Origin of the sequence: uncultured Nocardioides sp. (assembly GCF_947489365.1) — a bacterium.
Classification (GTDB): Bacteria; Actinomycetota; Actinomycetes; order Propionibacteriales; family Nocardioidaceae; genus Nocardioides.
Window position 1 is genome coordinate 69,973 of record NZ_CANLDB010000005.1, and the last position, 20,015, is coordinate 89,987.

17 protein-coding genes are annotated in these 20,015 nt (G+C 76.3%); 16 read left to right on the forward strand and 1 reads right to left on the reverse strand.

Translation table 11 applies throughout. The features are described from left to right. Positions 1 to 11 precede the first annotated feature (11 nt). Together Q0858_RS14795 and Q0858_RS14800 are read left to right on the forward strand one after the other, a co-directional pair. Positions 12 to 1,715 (forward strand): iron ABC transporter permease, encoded by a 1,704-nt coding sequence (locus Q0858_RS14795; RefSeq protein ID WP_299055903.1) that lies wholly within the window; start codon positions 12 to 14, stop codon positions 1,713 to 1,715. Beyond that, on the forward strand, positions 1,712 to 2,800 hold the full coding sequence (locus tag Q0858_RS14800) for an ABC transporter ATP-binding protein (protein ID WP_299055906.1): 1,089 nt from the start codon (positions 1,712 to 1,714) through the stop codon (positions 2,798 to 2,800). Before Q0858_RS14795 ends, Q0858_RS14800 begins: the two co-directional genes overlap by 4 nt. On the opposite strand, the gene Q0858_RS14805 is transcribed toward Q0858_RS14800, so the two are convergent. Further along, on the reverse strand, positions 2,689 to 5,331 hold the full coding sequence (locus tag Q0858_RS14805) for an AMP-binding protein (RefSeq protein ID WP_299055909.1): 2,643 nt from the start codon (positions 5,329 to 5,331) through the stop codon (positions 2,689 to 2,691). The genes Q0858_RS14800 and Q0858_RS14805 overlap by 112 nt on opposite strands. A gap of 106 nt (positions 5,332 to 5,437) precedes the next feature. Between Q0858_RS14805 and Q0858_RS14810 the strand changes: the two genes are divergently transcribed. The 14 genes from Q0858_RS14810 to Q0858_RS14875 all read left to right on the forward strand — a co-directional run bounded on the left by Q0858_RS14810 (position 5,438) and on the right by Q0858_RS14875 (position 19,811). Further along, entirely contained in the window at positions 5,438 to 6,334 is an 897-nt protein-coding gene (locus Q0858_RS14810) for a glycoside hydrolase family 16 protein (protein ID WP_299055912.1), read from the forward strand. A 168-nt stretch (positions 6,335 to 6,502) separates the two neighbouring features. Continuing rightward, positions 6,503 to 7,600 (forward strand): hypothetical protein, encoded by a 1,098-nt coding sequence (locus Q0858_RS14815; RefSeq protein ID WP_299055914.1) that lies wholly within the window; start codon positions 6,503 to 6,505, stop codon positions 7,598 to 7,600. Continuing rightward, positions 7,600 to 9,126 (forward strand): ABC transporter ATP-binding protein, encoded by a 1,527-nt coding sequence (locus Q0858_RS14820; protein WP_299055916.1) that lies wholly within the window; start codon positions 7,600 to 7,602, stop codon positions 9,124 to 9,126. The genes Q0858_RS14815 and Q0858_RS14820 overlap by 1 nt, the downstream gene beginning before the upstream one ends. 12 nt (positions 9,127 to 9,138) lie before the next feature. After that, the gene (locus Q0858_RS14825; RefSeq protein WP_299055918.1) at positions 9,139 to 9,816 is read left to right on the forward strand and encodes a haloacid dehalogenase type II; all 678 of its coding nucleotides are present in this window, start codon (positions 9,139 to 9,141) and stop codon (positions 9,814 to 9,816) included. A 59-nt stretch (positions 9,817 to 9,875) separates the two neighbouring features. Then, positions 9,876 to 10,853, forward strand: a complete 978-nt coding sequence (locus Q0858_RS14830; RefSeq protein WP_299055920.1) for a hypothetical protein — start codon at positions 9,876 to 9,878, stop codon at positions 10,851 to 10,853. A 12-nt stretch (positions 10,854 to 10,865) separates the two neighbouring features. Further along, complete coding sequence (locus Q0858_RS14835; protein ID WP_299055922.1) at positions 10,866 to 11,390, forward strand: hypothetical protein; 525 nt, start codon at positions 10,866 to 10,868, stop codon at positions 11,388 to 11,390. Between the two features lie 87 nt (positions 11,391 to 11,477). Then, positions 11,478 to 12,443, forward strand: coding sequence for an ATP-binding cassette domain-containing protein (locus Q0858_RS14840; RefSeq protein WP_299055924.1), 966 nt, complete (start codon positions 11,478 to 11,480; stop codon positions 12,441 to 12,443). Beyond that, entirely contained in the window at positions 12,440 to 13,285 is an 846-nt protein-coding gene (locus Q0858_RS14845; protein WP_299055926.1) for an ABC transporter permease, read from the forward strand. The genes Q0858_RS14840 and Q0858_RS14845 overlap by 4 nt, the downstream gene beginning before the upstream one ends. Positions 13,286 to 13,537: 252 nt before the next feature. Next, positions 13,538 to 14,644, forward strand: coding sequence for a glycosyltransferase family 1 protein (locus Q0858_RS14850; RefSeq protein WP_299055929.1), 1,107 nt, complete (start codon positions 13,538 to 13,540; stop codon positions 14,642 to 14,644). Then, positions 14,641 to 15,756 (forward strand): glycosyltransferase, encoded by a 1,116-nt coding sequence (locus tag Q0858_RS14855; protein WP_299055931.1) that lies wholly within the window; start codon positions 14,641 to 14,643, stop codon positions 15,754 to 15,756. The genes Q0858_RS14850 and Q0858_RS14855 overlap by 4 nt, the downstream gene beginning before the upstream one ends. After that, positions 15,753 to 16,793, forward strand: coding sequence for a glycosyltransferase (locus Q0858_RS14860; RefSeq protein WP_299055934.1), 1,041 nt, complete (start codon positions 15,753 to 15,755; stop codon positions 16,791 to 16,793). The genes Q0858_RS14855 and Q0858_RS14860 overlap by 4 nt, the downstream gene beginning before the upstream one ends. Next, positions 16,790 to 17,593, forward strand: a complete 804-nt coding sequence (locus Q0858_RS14865) for a galactosyltransferase-related protein (RefSeq protein ID WP_299055936.1) — start codon at positions 16,790 to 16,792, stop codon at positions 17,591 to 17,593. Before Q0858_RS14860 ends, Q0858_RS14865 begins: the two co-directional genes overlap by 4 nt. After that, positions 17,590 to 18,612, forward strand: a complete 1,023-nt coding sequence (locus tag Q0858_RS14870) for a hypothetical protein (protein WP_299055937.1) — start codon at positions 17,590 to 17,592, stop codon at positions 18,610 to 18,612. The genes Q0858_RS14865 and Q0858_RS14870 overlap by 4 nt, the downstream gene beginning before the upstream one ends. Beyond that, positions 18,609 to 19,811, forward strand: coding sequence for a glycosyltransferase (locus Q0858_RS14875; RefSeq protein WP_299055938.1), 1,203 nt, complete (start codon positions 18,609 to 18,611; stop codon positions 19,809 to 19,811). The genes Q0858_RS14870 and Q0858_RS14875 overlap by 4 nt, the downstream gene beginning before the upstream one ends. Positions 19,812 to 20,015 lie beyond the last annotated feature (204 nt).

The window sequence follows — 20,015 nt, forward strand, 5'->3', positions numbered from 1 at the left end:
CGGACGGGGTCGTGACCGACCTCCTCGGTCGGGTCCCCACGCCGCTGCCCGAGCTCACCGGGCCCACCCCGTCGCGCGCACGGCGCCGGCGGGCCGCCGGGTCGGGCCGACCGGCCTGGTCGCTGCTCGTCGTCGTCCTCGGCGCGCTGGTCTGCTGCCCGGTCGTGGCGGTGACCGTCTGGGCGCTCACCCTCGGCGACGACCTCGCCCTGCCCGGCGGCGTCGGCGCGATGGTGCTGACCACCGTCGCCCTGCTCGTCGGGGTGGGTGTGGGGTGCGCCGTCCTCGGCACCGGCCTGGCCTGGCTGGTCACGGCGTACGACTTCCCCGGCCGGCGGGTGCTCGAGGTGCTGCTCGTGCTGCCGCTGGCGATGCCGGGCTACGTGCTCGGCTTCGTCTTCCTCTCCACCTTCGACTACCCCGGCCCGGTGCAGACCGGGCTGCGCGGCCTGCTCGGCGACGACCTGCCTGCGCTGCCGGTGCGCTCGCTCGCCGGGGCCGTGGTCGTGCTGGTCCTCACGCTCTACCCGTACGTCTACCTCGTCGTCCGCGCCGCCTTCCTCGAGCTCGCGCCCGCCGCCTGGGACGCCGCCCGCACCCTCGGCGCCTCGCGACGCCGCGCCTTCCGCAGCGTGCTGCTGCCGCTCGCCCGGCCGTCGTTGGTCGGCGGCCTCGCCCTGGTGATGATGGAGACGCTCACCGACTTCGCGACGGTGCAGTACTTCAACGTCCGCACCGTCTCCGTCGGCGTCTACCTGACGTGGAAGGGCAGCTTCGACGTCGCCTCCGCGGTGTCGGTGGCCGTGCTGGTGCTGCTGCTCGCCGTCGCGGTGCTGGGGCTGGAGCGGACGCTGCGGGGCCGGGCCCGCTTCGCGCAGCGCGGGGGCGCCGGCCGCGGCCTGGAGCGCCGTCGGCTCACCGGGCGCCGCGCCGCCGCGGCCACCCTCGTCGCGGGCGCCGTCGTCACGGCCGGGTTCGGCCTGCCGGTGCTCCGGCTGCTCACCTGGGCGGTGGACGCCGCCCGGACGCCCGGCACCCTCACCGACGACCGGTTCTCCGAGCACCTCGCCAACAGCGCCACCCTCGCCGCGCTGGTCGCGGCGGTGTGCGTGCTCGTCGCCCTGGTGATGTCCCACGCCCGGCGGCTCGGCGGCGGCCGGGTGGTCGGCACCGCGGCCCAGCTGACGATGGTCGGGTACGCCGTCCCCGGCGCGGTCATCGGCATCGGCGTCCTCGCCTCGTTCGACGCCGTCGACCGCTTGCTCGTGGCGCTCGGCGTCGACGGCGGCACCGGGCTGCTCGTCACCGGGTCCGTGCTCGGCGTCGTCGTCGCGTACGTCGTCCGCTTCACCGGGCCCGCCTACCAGGCGGTCGACGCCAGCTTCACCCGCGTGCCGACGTCCGTGACGGCCTCCGCGCAGGTCCTCGGCGCCGGGCCGGGCCGGCTGCTCGGCCGGGTCCACCTGCCCCTGGTGCGGTCGGGGGCGGCGGTGGCCGCCACCCTGGTGCTCGTGGACGCCGTGAAGGAGCTGCCGCTCGTGCTGCTGCTGCGCCCCTTCGGCTTCACCACCCTGTCGGTGTGGGTCTTCGAGCTGGCCTCGGAGAACTACTGGGAGCGGGCCGCGCTGCCCGCCCTGCTCATCGTGCTGCTCTCCGTGGTGCCCGTGGCGCTGCTGCTGCGCCACGGCCGCGCCCCGGGCCGGGAGGTCCGGTGACCGCCCTGTCGCTGCGCGGGGTGACCAAGCGCTACGGCAGCGTGGCCGCGGCGCTCGACGTCCACCTCGAGGTCGAGGAGGGCGAGATCGTCACCCTCGTGGGGCCCTCGGGCTGCGGCAAGTCGACGCTGCTGCGTCTCGTCGCCGGTCTCGAGCGCTCCGACGCGGGCACCATCACGATCGGCGGCGAGCTGTCCGACGACGGGCGCCGCCACCGCCCGCCGGAGCACCGCCGGGTCGGGATGGTGTTCCAGGACCACGCCCTGTTCCCCCACCTGGACGTCGCCGCGAACGTCGCGTTCGGGCTCACCGACGTCCCCCGCGACCGCCGGGCCGCGGAGGTCGCCGCGGCGCTGGAACGGGTCGGGCTGCCCGGCCTGGGCGCCCGGATGCCGCACGAGCTCTCCGGCGGCGAGCAGCAGCGGGTGGCGCTGGCCCGCGCCCTGGCCCCGCGACCGTCGGTGGTGCTGCTCGACGAGCCGTTCTCCAGCCTCGACGAGAACCTCCGCGCCCGCGTCCGCGCCGACACCGTCGCCGCGCTGCGCGACACCGGCAGCGCGGCGCTGCTGGTGACCCACGACCAGGTCGAGGCCCTCGCGCTCGGCGACCGCGTCGCCGTCCTCGACGCCGGCGGCCTCGAGCAGCTCGGCACCCCCCAGGACGTGTTCGACCGGCCCCGCAGCCGGTTCGTCGCGACCTTCATGGGCGAGGCCGACGTCCTCCCGGCGACGTACGACGACGGTCGCGTGGCCTGCGAGCTCGGGGCGCTGCCGCTGTCCGTCCCGCCGTCGGTCGCCGAGGGGCGGACCGACGACCTGGAGGTGCTGCTGCGCCCCCACGACCTCGAGGTCGTCGCGGACGCCGGCTCGGCGGCGCGGGTGGTGGGCTCGGAGTACCACGGCGTCCAGACCGCCCACGTCGTCCGCCTGCCCTCGGGCGCGACGATCACGGCGTGGTCGGCGCACCGCACCCGTCACGCGGAGGGGACGCCGGTGACGGTCACCGTCCTCCCGGGGTCGGTCCCGGTGCTGGTCCGCGGCGAGGACGTCGTCGCCACGACCAGGGCGCCGGCCCCCGGAGCCTGAGCGGCACGACGACGGGACGCGACCGCGTCCGCGCCCCGCCGGGCGAGCGGCACGACGCGCTGCACCGCGGCCCACACCGCCACCCCGGCCGCGAGGGACAGCACCACCCCGAGCAGCGGGCGGTCGTCCTCGAAGTGCGGGTAGACCTGCCAGTGCACGAGGTAGACGTGCAGCGACGCCGCGGCCAGCAGGCCCACCACCCGTGACGCCGCCCGCGGGATCCGCACCCGCGGCACCCACACCAGCAGCAGCATCCCGACGCCGACCACCGCCTCCCGCGCCGGGTCGTCGAGGAACCCGGGCGTCGCGAGGCAGACCAGCGCCGTGACGACGGCCCGGTGGCCCGTCGTCGTCGCCCGGGACGCCGCCCACCCGGCCAGGAACAGCCAGGCCAGCACGTGGGCGCGGTGGATCTCGTCGCCGCCGCGCAGGGACACGACGTCGTAGCGGGTGAGCAGCGCGACCACGGCCAGCGCGAGGGGCAGCCAGAACGGCCAGCGGCGCTCGAGGCGGTGGACGGCGGGCAGCGTCACCAGCGCCGTCACGCCCGCGACGAGCACCACCAGCGCCTCGAGGAACCACAGGTGCCAGGCGGGCTCGGCCCACTCCTCGGGCCCGAGCAGGCCGTTGAGGAGCAGCGCCGTCTGCCAGGGGTAGGCGGAGGCCAGCAGGGCGAAGCCCCCGACCCACAGCACCGTGGGCACGACCACCCGGGCCAGGCTCGCCAGCACCCGGCGCACGCGCTCGCGCCGGGAGGACCCCGCGAGCTGGAAGCGGGCCAGGTTGAAGCCGGCGAGACCGAGGAGCAGGTGCGCGCCGCCGGTGAGCACGAACAGGTTGCCGTGGGTGCCGACCACGGCGACGATCGCGACCGCCCGCAGGACCAGGCCGGTCTCGACCGACGCCCCGCGGCGGCGCCGTACGGCGGGGCTCAGCCGGCGCAGCGGCGTGGTGTGCCAGTCGGCGGGCAGGTGGCCCAGCCGCTCCTCGAGGCGCAGAGAGACCTCGACGTACGACAGGGAGTCACCGCCCAGCGACACGAACGAGTCGTCCTCGGTGACGTCGTCGCGGTCCAGGAGCTCGGCGTAGAGCGCCACGAGGTCGGCCGTGGCCGTCCCGGCGCCCTCCGGGGCCGGCTCCTGGGCCGCGGTCGCGGCGGCCAGCGCCGCGACCGCCCGGTGGTCCGGCTTGCCCGACGGCAGCCGCGGGAGCGCGTCGACGGCGTGGACGTCGAGCGCACCGGCCGGCACCTCGGTGCGGCGGGCCAGGAGCGCGCGCACCCGCTCGGCGGCGCCCGGCCCTCCCGTGACGGCCACGACCACGCGATCACCCTCGGCAGCGCACCAGGCCTCGAGCCCGGCGTCGGCGCAGAGGTGCTCCAGCCGGTCCAGGTCGACCCGCAGCCCGAGGACCTTCACGGAGCGCGACGCCCGCCCGACGACCTCGACCAGGCCGTCGTCGGTGAACCGCGCGAGGTCCCCGGTCCGCAGCTCGGTGACGACGCGGCCGCGGGCCAGGTCGGCCGGCGAGTCGGCGTACCCGAGCATCACGTTGGGGCCCGCGTAGACGAGCTCGCCGATCTCGGCGCCTGCCGGCTCGATCCGCAGCGTGCCGCCGGGCACGGCGCGGCCGACGGCGTGCGGGGCCGCCGCCGCCAGCTCGGGCGGCAGGTAGGCCATCCGGGCGGTGGCCTCGGTCTGCCCGTACATCACGACCAGGTCGAAGCCGCGACGCTGCCCCAGCTCCGCGAGGGCCCGCACCTTCTCGGCGGCCAGCTTGCCGCCGGCCTGCGTGAGCAGGCGCAGGGACGGCAGCGCGGTCACGGCCCCCTCCCCGCCCCGGCCGAAGCCGAGGCGGTCGAGCAGCTCGAAGGTGTGCGGCACCCCGGCCAGGGACGTCACCCGGTGCATCCGGCAGAGGTCCCAGAAGCAGCGGTCGACCACCGACAGGGACGTCAGCACCACCGAGGCGCCCCGGAGCAGGTGGGAGTGCAGGACCGACAGGCCGTAGCAGTAGTGCAGCGGCAGCGAGGTGACGGCGACGTCGCGCGGCTGCAGGTCGAGGTAGGTGGCGATCGACTCGGCGTTCGCCTGCACGTTCTCGGCGCTCAACCGCACCAGGCGCGGGGACCCGGTGCTGCCCGAGGTCGACAGGAGCAGCGCGAGGTCGGGGTGGAGGCGGTGGGCCGTCCCGGGTCTGCGCTGCCGGGCCTCGCCGTCCCTGACCACCACGTCGGGGTCGTAGGTCGCCACGAGCTCGCGGTCGTCACCGGCCGGGTCGGTCAGCAGCACGGGGTGGCCGCCGGCGAGGCAGGCGAGGTACTGCACCACGCTGCCGAGGTCGTTGCCCACGGCCAGGAGGACCAGCCGCCGCTCGGGCCCCAGGCGCTCGCCCGCCCGGTCGACCAGCCGCGCCAGCTCGTCGTAGGAGACGACGCCCTCGGAGGTGCGCAGCGCGACGCGGTCACCGAAGCCGTGCAGGGCCCGCGCCAGGGGCACGCCCGTCACGGGCCGGAGGGGGCTGAGGGTCACGAGGAGGATGGTAAGGGAAGGCTAACCTGGGCGGCCGATCGCTCGTCCGTGCCCGTCCCCGGTCAGGATGGGAGGAACGCAGGATCCGGCGTCTACCCTCGTCGCCATGTCCCTGCGCCCGGCTCGCACGGCGGTCCTGGCGCTGCTCCTGGCCTCGACCCTCGCCGCCTCCCTGTCAGCGGCCCCGGCCGTCGCCGAGGGACCGACCGACCGGGGCGAGACGCCGTTCTGGTCCGAGGAGTTCGACGGCCCGGCCGGCACCCAGGTCGACCCCGCGGTCTGGACGACGAAGGTCGGCAACCGCGAGACGCAGGGTTGGTACAACAACGAGCTGCAGTACTACACGAGCTACGCCGGCAACTCGGCGTACAACGGCAGCGGCTCGCTCGACCTCACCGCCCGGCGCGCGGTGCGCAGCTCGCGGCACCCCTGCTGGCCGTCGGGGTTCTGCGACTACACCTCCGCCCGCCTCACCACCGAGGGCACGGTCGCGCTCGGGTGGGGCCGGGTCGACGTCCGAGCCAAGCTGCCCACCGGCCGCGGCCTGCTGCCGGCGATCTGGATGCTCGGCGAGACCGACGAGATCTGGCCCGCGCAGGGCGAGATCGACATCGCGGAGGTCGTGGGGCACGAGCCGCGGACGGCGTACGGGACGGCCCACGGGCCCGGCTACTCCGGCCCGGACGGCATCGGCCACTCCACCGACCTCGGGGCGGCGGCGAGCAGCGGCTACCACGTGTTCTCGGTGGTGAAGGAGCCGTACAAGATCCACTGGCTCGTCGACGACGTCCCGGTCTACACGCTCACGCCCGAGATGCTGCCGCCCGGCAGCCGGTGGGTCTACGAGCAGGGGATGCACCTGCTGCTCAACGTCGCGGTCGGCGGCGACTGGCCGGGCTCCCCGACGCGGACGACGAAGTTCCCGGCGACCATGAGCGTCGACTACGTGCGGATGTACGGCACCGGCTGGGTCGACGGGCAGATGGTGCACTCGCCGTCGTGAGGCGCGAGCCGTCCTGTCAGGGAGAACGGGAGAAAGGCCCGATATCGGCCCGGTACCGGCGCGATCCGCTCCTTGGTCCCGTTCGCCGCCACGAAGGAACGGCGACCATGAGTGCCCTCTCATCCGCCGCTCACCATCGCCTCATCGCCACCCGTGAGCGTGTGCGCCATGGACACCACGACCCCCCTCGCCCCCCAGCGCCTCCGCGGAGTGAAGGCCTCCTACACGACCCGCTACGTCGCCGCCGCCGTCGAGGCCAGCGCCGACGGCTACCACCTGCTGAGCGGTCCGGACGTCGTCCCGGCCGCCGGTGACGTCGTCGTCGCCCGCGTCACCGAGATCGGCAAGCACACCCGCCTCGAGAGCCCCGTGTCGCGGCGGCAGCTGCTGTTCCCCGGCGACGAGATCCTCCTGGCCTACGGCCCGCGCTACGCCCCCGACCAGTTCCTCGCCGAGGTCCCCTCCGACCTCGGGCCCTGCGACCTCGTGGCCGCCGGCGGCCTCGCCGGCACCGTGATCGAGCAGCACGCCTCCATCGACTGCCCCACCCGCATCGAGCCGCTCGGCCTGCTCGCCGACGCCCGCGGCGTGGTCACCCTCGCCGACCACGCGCCGTACTCGCCCGACGCTCCGCGCGCGACGGTGGCGAAGGAGCCGCTGGTCGTCGGCGTCCTCGGGACGTCGATGAACTCCGGCAAGTCCACCGTGCTCGCCTCGCTCGTCAACGGCCTGACCCGGTCCGGCCTCGTCGTCTCCGCCGGCAAGGCCACCGGCACCGGCGCGGGCAACGACGCGAACGTCTTCCGCGACGCCGGGGCGCTGCGCGTCCTGGACTTCACCGACTTCGGCCACGCCAGCACCTACCGGCTCGACCTCGACGAGGTGACGGCGACCTGGACCGCGCTCGTCGACCAGCTCGCGCTCGACGGACCCGACGTCGTCGTGGTCGAGGTCGCCGACGGGCTCTACCAGGGCGAGACCGCGCAGCTGCTCGCCGACCCGGCGTACGCCGGCCGCGTGGACGCCGTCGTCTTCGCCGCGCAGGACGCGCTCGGGGCCGCCGCCGGCGTACGCCGCCTGCGCGAGCTGGACCTGCCCGTGGTGGCCGCGTCCGGCGTGGTGACCGCCAGCCCGCTCGCCGCCGGGGAGGCGCACGCCGCCCTCGCGGGGACCGGGGTGCCGGTCGTGGACACCTACGACCTCTGCCTCCCCGGTGTCGGCCTCGACCTGATCGGCCACGCGGGGCTCGAGGTCGGGGCGGCCTGATGCCCCCCGTCCTCGCCGGGAGCCGCCGCGCTCTGGTGGCGTGGCTCGTCGTGGTCTCGGTAGCGCAGAGCGCGGCGACGATGGGGCTCGCGCTGCTGGTCGGGCGGCTGGTCTCCGGGGGTGTCGTCACCACGACCGTCGGGCTGCTGCTGGGCGCGGTGGCCGCGACCGCGACGACGACGTACGGCGTGCGGGTGGTCGCGGAGCGGCTGGGGCAGGACTACGTCCACGAGCTGCGCGGCCGGCTCGTCGGCTCCGCGCTGTCCGCGCGGCGAGGGCCGTCGCTCGGCATCACGCTGGCCCGGACGACGAACGACCTCACCGCCATCCGCGGCTGGGTCGCGCAGGGGGTGCCGCCGCTGGTCGCGGCGGTCCCGCTGGTCGTCGGCGCCCTGGCGGTGCTGGCCTGGCTGGACCCCGTCGTGGCCGTCGCTGCGGCGACCCCGCTGGTGATGATGGGGACGGCGGCCTCGGTGCTGATGCCGCTCGCGTTCGAGCGGGCGCGACGCCTGCGGCGGATCCGCGGGCGCCTCGCCTCCCGGCTGACCGACACGCTGCAGGGGCGGGAGGGCATCCTCGCCGCGGGCGGGGAGGACCGGGAGCGGCGCCGCCTCGCCGACGACAGCCGCCAGGTCGCGGGCGCCGCCGTCGCGCGGGCCCGGACGGCCGGGGCACTGCAGGCCGCGGCCGCCGCCACGGCGGCGTCGATCGCGGTGCTCGTCGTGGTCGCGGGGCTGGGGATGGACCTCACCCCCGGCCAGCTCGCCACCGCGCTCACCGTGACCGCCGCCCTGGCCACCCCGCTCACCGAGACGGGCCGGATCGCGGAGCTGCGGCAGAACTACCGCGCCGCGCGGCGCATCCTGGCTCCACTGGTCGCCGTCCAGCCGGTTACGAGGCCGGCGCCGCCGACGAGGGTCGACGACAGCGACGCGCTCGTCGAGGTCGAGAGCCTCCTCCGGGCCCGGGCGGGCGACCGCATCCGGTTGGTGTCCTCGGACCCGGAGACGGCCTCCCGTGTCCTGAGGGACCTGGCGTCGCCCGACCCCGGCCGCCGGGTCGTGGTCGACGGCTGGCCCCTGGCGGAGCTCCCCGCCCAGCGGCGCCGGGAGCTCGTCGGTCTCGCCGCCGCCGGGCAACCCCTGGAGCGCGGGACCGTGTCGCGCGCCGTCCGCTACCGACGCCCCGACACCCACGCGGGCGCCGCCACGGCGGTCCTCGACCGCGTCGGCCTCAGCGCCACCGTCGCCGGCCTCGACCGCGGGGAGCGCACGGAGCTGCGCCGCGGCGGTGAGCCGCTGTCGTCCGCCGACCGGGCCCGGCTCCGGCTGGCGCGCGCCTGCCTGGGCGACCCGCCGCTCCTGCTGCTCGACCGCATCGACGGCGACCTGGACGCCGCCGGGCGCGCCTGCCTGCGCGACGTGGTCGACGCGCACCCCGGCGTCGTGGTCTTCACCTCCGACGTGCCCGACGCGGTCGCCACGACCTGGCGCGGCGTGGCCGCCGACGCTGTCGGAGCACCGTGACAGCCTGAGCCCATGGACGCCCCCGAGCTGCTGGTCCTCGACGTCAACGAGACGCTGTCCGACGTGACCGCGCTCGGCGCCCGCTTCACCGACGTGGGCGCCCCGACCGCGCTGGCGGTGCCGTGGTTCACCGGCGTGCTCCGCGACGGGTTCGTGCTGACCATCCTCGGCGGGTCCCGGCCGTTCGCCGAGGTCGCCACCGACGGGCTGCGGACGGTCCTCTCGGCCCAGTCGGACCTCGACCGTCCGCTCGACGACGCCGTCGCCCACGTGCTGGCCGGGTTCTCCGAGCTGCCCGTGCACGCCGACGTCGCAACCGGGCTGCCACGGCTCGCTGCGGGCGGCGTCCGCATGATCACGCTCTCCAACGGCTCCACGTCCGTCGCCGACTCGATCCTCACGAAGGCCGGGTTGCGGGACACCGTCGAGGACGTGCTGTCCGTCGAGGACGCCGGCGCCTGGAAGCCCGAGCCGCGTGCCTACGCGTACGGCGTCCGGAGGGCGCAGGTCTCCGAGCGCGCCGCGATGATGGTCGCCTGCCACCCCTGGGACCTCGCCGGCGCCGACGCGGCCGGCTACCGGACGGCGTACGTCGACCGCACCGGCGCGCCGTGGCCGTCGGTGTTCCCCGAGCCCGACCTCGTGGTGTCCGGGTTCGACGAGCTGGCGGACGTCCTGCTCCAGGGGTAGAGGGAACCGGAACGGCACGCCGCGCGTCGAACCCGCGGAAGGCGGACGATGGGGGGTTCGTGACCGAGCAGGACAGCACGCAGCTCACGGGGTGGGACCGGGTCGTCCGGCGCCTGCAGGACGCACGCCACACCGCAGGCGACCCGTCGTACGCCGACATCGCGCAGCGGGTCGTGCGGCTGCGCGTCGACCGCGGTGAGAGCGAGGACGCCGCCCGCCTGGCCCGGTCGACGGTCTACGACTGCTTCCGGACGGGGCGGGCGCGTCTCAACGTGCCCCTGGTCCGCGACATCGGCGAGACCCTCGACGTGCCTCCCGCCGAGATCGACCGGTGGGTCGCCGAGCGCGACCTCCCCATCGACCCGCCGCCTGCGCCGGAGCCCCCGGTCGTCGAGGAGCCCGCGCCCGCCGGGGAGCCGGCGCCCGTCCCGGTCGTCCCGCCCGTCACCGCGGCCCTCGCCGCGCTCATCATGGTCGGGAGCGTCCTGCTGAACCTCGCCGGCGTCCAGCTGCAGGTCGCGCTGGGCCTGCCGGTCCACCTGGACATGGTCGGCACCGCCGTCGCGGCCATCGCCCTCGGCCCGTGGCGCGGCGCGGCGGTCGGCGTGGCCACCAACGCGCTCGCCGTGGCGTTCTTCGGGTGGGTGAGCCTGCCGTTCGCGCTGGTCAACGTGGTGGGCGCGCTGCTGTGGGGGTACGGCGTCCGCCGGTGGGGCCTCGGCCGCACCCTGCCGCGCTTCCTCGGGCTGAACGTCCTCGCCGGCGTCGGGTGCTCGCTCGTCGCCCTCGTGCTGATCGCCGTGGTGTTCGGGCCGGAGCCCGCCGCGAGCGGCTCGGAGCTGCTCGGCGGGCTGCTCGTCGGCACCCCCGCCTGGGTCGCGCTGGTCGTGTCCAACCTCGTCACGTCGGTCGGCGACAAGGTCCTCAGCGGGTTCGTCGCCCTCGCCGTGGTCGGGCTGCTGCCCGTCGCGGTCCGCGCCGGGCTCGGGTCTCGGCTGGTCGGCACGTCACCCGCGGAACCGCAGCGGGTGGGCTGACGTCCGAGAGCCGTGACCGCCCGACGCCGTACGACGGCCCTCCTCGCGCTCCCGGCCCTGCTGCTGCCGCTCGCCGGCTGTGGCGCCGACCTGGCCGACCGTGACCCGGACGCGACGCTGGTCGACCTGGCGTTCACCGACAGCTCGGTGCCGCCGGAGTACCACCGCTCGTGGGAGCTGCTGGTCGACTCCGAGGCCACCGTCTCCACGGTCACCGACTACGAGGAGGTCCTCGACGAGGGCTCCGCTGAGACCGACCCGCAGGCGTGGCAGGAGTTCCTGGACGCCCTCCCCGACCTGGTCGACGACGCCGACGGCGCGGGCGACGACCCGGACGACTGCGCGGGCGGGACCACCCTCACCATCGTGGTGCACGACGCCGAGCCGGGCGAGGTGGACCGCGGCGCCGCCGACGAGGTCAGCGAGACCACCGTCGGCAGCTGCGCGGGCGGCGAGGAGATCGACGCGGTGCTGCGCGCGGTGACCCCGCTGGCCGAGCCGACCGGGCTGCCGCGGGAGGCACGTACCTGGCCGTGACGGCCTGTTCACCTCGCTGTCGGCGCCGAGCCCTAGTCTCGACGCGGGCGTCGTGCACGGCGCCCGACGAGTCGAGGAGGGGGCCGCATGGCCGACAGACCCACCGTGGTGGCGGAGGACCTGCGCAAGACGTTCGGCAAGGACGTGAAGGCGCTCGACGGGGTCTCGTTCGAGGTGCAGCCCGGCACGGTGCTGGGCCTGCTCGGCCCCAACGGCGCCGGCAAGACCACGAGCGTCAACGTGCTCACCACCCTGCTGCGGGCCGACTCCGGGCGTGCCGAGGTCGCCGGCGTCGACGTGATGGCCGACCCCGCCGAGGTGCGCCGCCGCATCGGGCTGGCCGGCCAGTACGCCGCCGTCGACGAGATGCTCACCGGCCGGGAGAACCTCACCCTCGTCGGGCGGCTCAACCACATGGCCACCGCCGACACCAAGCGGAGGGCCGGCGAGCTGCTGGACCGCTTCGAGCTCTCCGACGCCGGCGACCGCCCCGCGAAGACCTACTCCGGCGGCATGCGGCGCCGCCTCGACCTCGCCGCCGCCCTCGTCGCGCGGCCGCCCGTGCTGTTCCTCGACGAGCCGACCACGGGCCTCGACCCCCGCAGCCGACTCGGGCTGTGGGGCGTCATCGAGGACCTCGTCCGCGACGGCACCACCCTGCTGCTGACCACGCAGTACCTCGAGGAGGCCGACCGCCTCGCCGACCGCATCTCGGTCATCGACCACGGCCGCGTCATCGCCGAGGGCACCTCCGCCGAGCTCAAGGCCCGGCTCGGCGCCGCCGTCGTCGAGGTCGTCCTCGACACCGAGGAGCAGGCGGAGGAGGTGCGACGCCTCCTCGGCGAGTGCCGCGAGGCCACCCGGGAGGAGGAGACCGTCCGCGTGCCCGCCCCCGACGGGACGGCGACGCTGGCGACCGTCGTCCGCACCCTCGACGACGCGGGCCTCACCGCCCGCGGCCTGCAGCTGCGCGAGCCCAGCCTGGACGACGTGTTCCTGGACCTGACCGGCAAGCCCGCGGACGCCGGCACCACCGAGGAGAAGAGCGCATGAGCACGACGTCGAGACCCGGCGACGCCGGCGGCAGCGGCCCGCTGTGGGCGCTGCGCGACACCCAGGCGATGGCGGTGCGCAACCTGCGGCGCCTGACCCGTCAGCCCGAGCAGATCGTCTTCAACCTCATCAGCCCGATCATGTTCGTGCTGCTGTTCCGCTACGTCTTCGGCGGCGCGATCCAGGGCCTCGAGGACCTCGACTACGTCAACTACCTGATCCCCGGCATCGCCGTGCAGACCGTGCTGTTCAGCGCCGGCGTCACCGGCTTCGCGCTCGCCGAGGACATGCAGAAGGGCTTCGTCGACCGGCTCCGGTCGCTGCCCATGTCGCGCAGCGCCGTCTTCGGCGGCCGCGTGTACGCCGACTCCATCAACAACGCCGTCGGCCTCGGCATCCTGGTCGCGACCGGCTTCGCCGTCGGGTTCCGGCCCTCCGACCCGTTCGGGCTGCTCCTGGCGATGCTGCTCCTGCTGCTGTTCGCCCTCGCGGTGAGCCTCGGCTACGCCCTGATCGGGCTGACGGTCCGCAGCGCGGAGGCGGTCAACGCGGCGACCTTCCCGATCATCTTCCCGCTCACCTTCGCCTCGTCGGCGTTCGTGCCCGTCGAGACCATGCCGGACTGGCTGCAGGGCTTCGCGACCCACCAGCCCGTCAGCGTCGTCATCAACGCGGCGCGCTCGCTGATCCTCGGCGACGACGTCACCGCGCCGCAGCGCGAGTTCCTGCTCGCCGGGCAGGACACCACCTCGCTCGTCCTGCAGTCGCTGGCCTGGACGCTCGGCATCGCCCTGGTCTTCGGCCTGCTCTGCACGAGGAAGTACCGCTCGCTGAGCCGGTGAGGTCGCCGACCCGGCGGGGCCGTGCATGACCTCCCCCCATCCGGGAACTCGGGAGAAGCGGTGCAGCCACCCGCCGCCGGCCGCAGGACACCCCGCACCACGGAGTGACCTGTCCGGCCCGTCGTCGGTCCCGCCGCGCCCTCCTCGTGACGAGCGCGCTCCCGACGGCGCCCGTCACCGGAGGAGGAGTGGAACGCCGTGCCGCAGGTCAGCCCCGTCACCCGTGCAGCCCGACCCGTCGAGGTCGTCTCTGTGCCCGCCGGGCACCCCTACGTGCAGCAGGCGATCGCCGGCGGCTCCGGCGTCGTCGTCCACCCCGACCGCGACCCGGACGACCCCACCCGCCTCGCCGGGGACCGCTGGTGGCCGCCGGTCGCCCTCGACCCCACCTGGGTCGCCGGGGCCGACCTCGACGTCCTCCACGTCCACTTCGGGTACGACGGCGCCTCCCCCTCCGACCTGGCCCGCCTGGTCGACGTGCTCGACGACCGGGGCGTGCCGCTGGTCCTGACGCTGCACGACCTGCGCAACCCGCACCACGAGGACCCCGCCCAGCTGGAGCGCCAGCTCGACGTCCTGATCCCCCGCGCCGCCGACCTCGTCACCCTGACCGACGCCGCCGCCGACGCGGTCGCGCGCCGGTGGGGACGGCGTCCGCTGGTGCTGCCCCACCCCCACCTCGTCGACCTCGACGCCATGACCGCCCTCCGCGCGGAGCGACGGGCCCGCGCCCGCGAGCTGCCCGTCCCGGTGGTGGGACTGGCGGTCAAGGAGCTGCGCCGCAGCAGCGACCCGCTGCGCCTGCTGCCCACGCTGGTCGCCGGGGTCGAGCGCCACCCCGCCGCGCGGCTGCGGATCACCGTCCACACCGAGGTCCGCGACCCCGACCGGCTCGCCCGCGACCCCGCCGCCCGTGAGGTCGTCCGACGCCTCGACGCGGTGACCGGGAGCGACCGCGTCGACGTCGTCTGGCACGAGCGGCTCTCCGACGCCGAGCTGTGGCGCGAGCTCGCCGGGCAGCACGTCGCGGTCCTGCCGTACCGCTTCGGCACCCACTCCGGCTGGCTCGAGGCCTGCCACGACGTGGGCACGCGCGTGCTGGCGCCGTCCTCCGGCTGCTACGGCAGCCAGGGCGCCGACGCCGTGTTCACCGCCGACGAGGACCACGTCGACACCCACTCCCTCGCCGCCGGCCTCGACCGGCTGCTGCGGCAGCCCTCCGACGTGCTCGCCGGCGCCGAACCGGAGGAACGTGACGCCGAGCGACGCGCGGTGGTGGCCGCCCACCACGCGCTGTACGCCGAGGTCGTCCGCCGGGCCCGCGCCACCCGCACCGCCCGGCAGGGGGGTGCCGCGTGAGGCCGTTGCGGATCTGCGTCATCGCCTCCAGCCGCTTCCCCATCGCCGAGCCGTACGCCGGCGGGCTCGAGGCCCACACCGCCGCGCTCGTCGTCGAGCTCCGTGCCCGCGGGCACGACGTCGACCTGTTCGCCGCGCCCGGGTCGTCGCCCGCGCTCGGCGCCCGGGAGCTGCCGGTCGCTCCGTTCGCCAGCTCCCCCGCCGCCCGCGCCGACCTCGCCGCCCCGCCGGAGACGTGGATGCGCGAGCACCACGCCTACCTCGACCTGATGCTGGGCCTGCACCGCGGCGCCGGTGACCGGGGCGGCCGCGGCACGTACGACGTCGTCCACAACAACTCGCTGCACCACCTGCCCGTGGCGATGGCGAGCACCGTCCCCGCGCCCGTCGTCACCACGCTGCACACCCCGCCGATCCCCTGGCTCGAGTCCGCGGTCGGCTTGTCGCGGGCCACGAACACCCACTTCATCGCCGTCAGCGACGCCACCCGCGTCCAGTGGGCGCCGCTGGTCGACGCCGAGGTGGTCCACAACGGCGTCGACACCGACGCCTGGGTCCTCGGCCCCGGCGGCGACCGCGCCGTGTGGTCCGGACGCCTCGTGCCGGAGAAGGCGCCGCACGCCGCCGTCCTCGCCGCACGCGCCGCCGGCATCCCGCTCGACCTGATCGGACCCGTCGGGGACCCCGAGTACGTCGCCACGCAGGTCCTGCCGCTGCTCGACGACCCGGGCGACCCCCACGCCGACTACCGCCACCTCGGCCACCTGACCCGCGCTGCCCTGGCGCGGGCCGTCGGGTCCGCGGCGGTCGCCGTCCTCACGCCGGCCTGGGAGGAGCCGTTCGGGCTCGTCGCCGCCGAGGCGATGAGCTGCGGCACCCCGGTCGCGGCGTACGCCCGCGGGGCCCTGCCCGAGATCGTGGACGCCGACACCGGCCGCCTCGCCGAGCCCGACGACGTCGCCGGACTCGCCGCCGCCATGCGTGACGCGACCCGGCTCGACCGGGTCGGGGTGCGCACCTCGGCGGTGAAGCGGTTCGGGCTGACCGCGATGGTCGACGCCTACGAGGACCTCTACCGCCGCGCCGTCCACTCCCTGGGCCAGGCCGCGTGATCGGCTACTACGTCCACCACCACGGCCAGGGGCACCTGCACCGGGCGCGCGTGCTGGCCGAGGAGCTCGCGACCGGACCGGAGCCGGAGGCGGTCACCGTGCTGACCTCGCTGACGCGACCGGACGACGAGACGCTGCCCTGGCTGGGCCTGCCGTACGACGCCGACCCGGCGACCGCGGCGCGTCCCGACGACCCCACCGCGCGGGGCACGCTGCACTGGGCGCCGCTCGGCCACGCCGGGCTGCGGCAGCGGATGGCGGCGCTGTCGGCGTGGCTCGAGCACGCCCGCCCGCGGCTCGTGGTCAGCGACGTCTCGCAGGAGGTGACAATGCTGTGCCGCCTGCACGGCGTCCCCGTCGTCTCGGTGGTCCTGCCGGGCCGCCGGTCGGACCCGGCCCACCTGCTCGGCCTGCGGGCGTCGTCCGCGCTGGTGGGGTTCTGGCCCCCCGCGGCCACGCACCCGCTGCCCGGCGTACCGGCCGACGTCGCCGACCGCGTCGTCGCCCTCGGTGGGCTGTCCCGCTTCGCCCCCGTCCCCGGACGACCGCCCGCGGCCACCGCGCGGCGGGTCGTCGTCCTCGGTGGCCGCGGCGGTGACGCGTGGACGACGGCGCAGGTCGAGGCGCTGCGGGCGGCCCTGCTGCCGACCGGTCGTGAGGTCGTCGTCCTCGGTCCGGGCCGCACCTGGGTCGAGGACCCGTGGCCGCTGCTGGTCGGCGCCGACGTCGTCCTCACCCACGGCGGGCAGAACGCCGTCGCCGAGGTCGCCGCCGCCCGGGTCCCCGCGGTCGTCGTCCCCGCCGAGCGACCCTTCGAGGAGCAGGCCGTGTCCGCCCGCGCGCTCGACGGCGGCGAGTGGCCGGCCGTCATGCTCGACTCCCTCGACCACCCGGACTGGCCCGGACTGCTCGACCACGTCGCCGCGCTCGACGGACGCCGCTGGGCGGAGTGGTGCGACGGTGACGCGGCCGCCCGCTTCGCCGCCGTCGTCGGCGACCTGACGCGCTACGACACGCCCCTGGGTGGTGCCGCGTGAGCCGCCTCGCCGTCGTCACCGTTGCGCGCGGACGCCGCGACCACCTCGCCGCGCAGCGCACCACGCTCGCGCTGTCGGAGCGGACCCCGGACGTCCGCGTCGTCGTCTCCATGGGCGACCCGGAGATCACCGGCGCGGACGTCGTCCACCTCGACGTCGCCCCCGGCGAGGCCCTGCCCGTCGGGGCCGCCCGCAACCTCGCCGCCGCCACCGCGCTCGACCGCGGCGCGGAGACACTGGTGTTCCTGGACGTCGACTGCCTCGTCGGCCCGGCCACGCTGGCGGCGTACGAGGTCGCCGTCGACGACCGCCCCGACATGGTCTGGTGCGGGCCGGTGTCCTACCTGCGCGCCGAGGACCGGCCCTACCCGCTCACCGCGCTGGGCACCCTGCACGACCCGCACCCCGCCCGGCCCGCGCCGGAGCCCGGGACCCGGGAGGCGGGCGACGACTGGGAGCTGTTCTGGTCGCTGTCGTTCGCGCTGTCGGCCGACGCCTGGACCCGGGCGGGCGGCTTCGACGAGGCGTACGTCGGGTACGGCGCCGAGGACACCGACCTCGGGCAGCGCTTCCGCGCGATCGGCCTGGGGCTGGGCTGGGTCGGCGACGCGCCGGCCTACCACCAGCACCACCCGGTCAGCGACCCGCCGGTCGAGCACGTCGCCGACATCGTCCGCAACGGCCGGCTGTTCGCCGACCGGTGGGGCTGGTGGCCGATGGCGGGCTGGCTCGAGGCGCTCGCCGAGCGCGGCCTGGTCGAGCGGGACGCCGCCGGGGACTGGCACGAGGTCACCCAGTGACGCCCGCGCACCTCCTCGTCGCCGGCACGGAGCGGCACGGGGTGACGATCCTCGCCGCGCAGCTGGCCGAGAGGACCGGCGCCCGCACCGTGCACGACCACCTCGACCTGCCCGCCGGGACACCGCTGCACGTGCACTTCACCGACCGCCTGCTCGGCGCGGACCCCGTCACCGCGGCCGGGACCGTGGTCGCGATGGCCGCCCGGCACCGGCTCACCCTGACCCTCCACGACGTGCCGCAGCCCACCGACGGGGACGCGTTCGCCGAGCGGCGGACGGCGTACCGCCGGGTGCTGCAGGCCGCGGCCGGGTGGGTCGCCTGCTCGGAGACCGAGCGCGCGACCGTCCTCCGCCACTGCTCGCCGCCGGGCTCCGGCCGCGGGGGCACCGTCATCCCGCTGCCCGTCGTCGACGCCGAGCCCGTCCCGGCGCGCCACGGCCACGGCTCGGTCCCGCCCGGGGAGGCGAGCGTCGCCGTCTTCGGGTGGGTCTACCCCGGCAAGGGCCACCGCGAGGCGATCCAGGCCGCCGCGCTGCTCGGCGACACGCCCGAGGACCGCCCGCAGGTCGTGGCGCTGGGCGCGCTCTCCGCCGGTCACGAGGACCTCGGCACCGAGCTCGCCGCCCTCGCCCGACGCCTCGGCGTCCGCCTGACCATCACCGGCTGGCTCACCGACGCGCAGGCCGCCGCGGGCCTCGCCGAGGCGACCGTCGGACTCGTCGCCCACGGCAACGTGTCGGCGTCCGGGTCGCTGCACAGCTGGCTCGCGGCCGGGCGGCGTCCGCTGGTGCGGGACAGCCCGTACGCCCGCGAGGTCCTCGCGCTGCGCCCGGACACCCTCGAGCTGCTGGACACCGACGCCGGGGCCGACGGACTGGCCGAGCGCCTCCGGGCTCGCCTCGCCGACCGGGCGTCGGGCGACCTGGACGGGCCCGCGCCCGGACCCCGGCTGCCGGAGGTCGCCCAGGCCTACGAGCGGTGGTGGCGACGGTGGCCGGCGCTGTGGGCGGTCCCGTGAGGTCCGGTCGGGTCTCGGTGGTGGTCGCCCACTACGAGCAGCCCGCCGAGCTCGCCCGCACGCTCGCCGCCCTGGCCCGGCAGGACGTCGTGCCGCACGAGGTGATCGTGGCCGACGACGGCTCGGCGACGACGCCGACGCTGCCGGACGGCGTCCGCCTCGTGCGCCAGCCCGACGACGGCTTCCGCGCCGCGCGGGTCCGCAACCGCGGCGCCGCCGTGGCGACCGGCGACGTGCTGGTCTTCCTCGACGCCGACACCGCCCCCGAGCCGTCGTACGTCGGGGCGCTCGCCGCGGTCGTCGACGCCGAGCCGGACGTGCTCGCCGTGGGGCTGCGGCACCACACGGTGTTCCCCGGACTGGACCCCGACGACCCCCTCCTGGGGGCCACGGAGCACGCGTTGGCCGACCCGGCCTGGCTGGCCGACGGCTGGCGCGACACCGACGACCTGCGGGCCGCCGACGCCTCCTCGTTCCGGTACGTCATCTCCGCGACGATGGCCTGCTCCGCGGCGTGGTTCGCGCGGCTCGGCGGCTTCGACGCCGGGCTGGTCGGCTACGGCGGCGAGGACTGGGAGCTCGCGCACCGCTGGTGGACCGCCGGCGGCCGGCTCCGGCACGTGCCCGCCGCGGTCGCCTGGCACGACGGACCCGCGGCCGGGGAGGGCGACCGGTCCGAGCCGACGACGTCCGAGCGTCGTACGCGGGAGGCGGTGGCGATCGGTCGCCGGGTGCACGCGTGGCCGGTGGCGTTCCGCGGGCTCCGCTCGGCGCCGCCGCGGGTCGTCGTCACGCACGAGGAGTCGGTGTCGGACCACGCGCTGCTGGTCTCCGCCGACGGGCTGCTGGCCGCGGCGCCGCAGGCCGTGGTGCTCAGCGACCGGGGGCTGTGGTCCGACGTCGGCGACGACCGGGTGCGCCGCACGTCGGACCCCGCGCTCGAGCGTGCGGCCCTGCGGGTGCACCTGCACCGCGGCGTCCGGGCCGAGCCCGAGGCGTGGCGCGCGCTGGCCGCCCCACCCCCGCCCGGGGTGGGCGCCGTCGACCGCGGCGGCTTCGCGACGGTCACGGACCTGCGCCTCCGTCGTCGCGCCGACCTGGACCTCGAGCCGCTGGTGGAAGCCACCGAGCCCGCCCCGCCGGGCGTCACCGACGCCACCGGCGTCGCCCTCGACGCGTGGCTCGGCGGCTGGGGCTGAGCCCACCCCGCATCGGAGGTCGAGGTGCGAGGAGCCCCGGAGGTCGAGGTGCGAGGAGCCCTGGCGACGAGCCACGAGACCCCGCCAGAGGCCCCGTGATCCCGCACCGGATCTCGTGGCTCGGCCGCGGCCGGCCTCGCACCTCGATCCCCGACGTAACCGCTCGGCCGTGGCCGGCCTCGCACCTCGATCCCCGACCTCGAC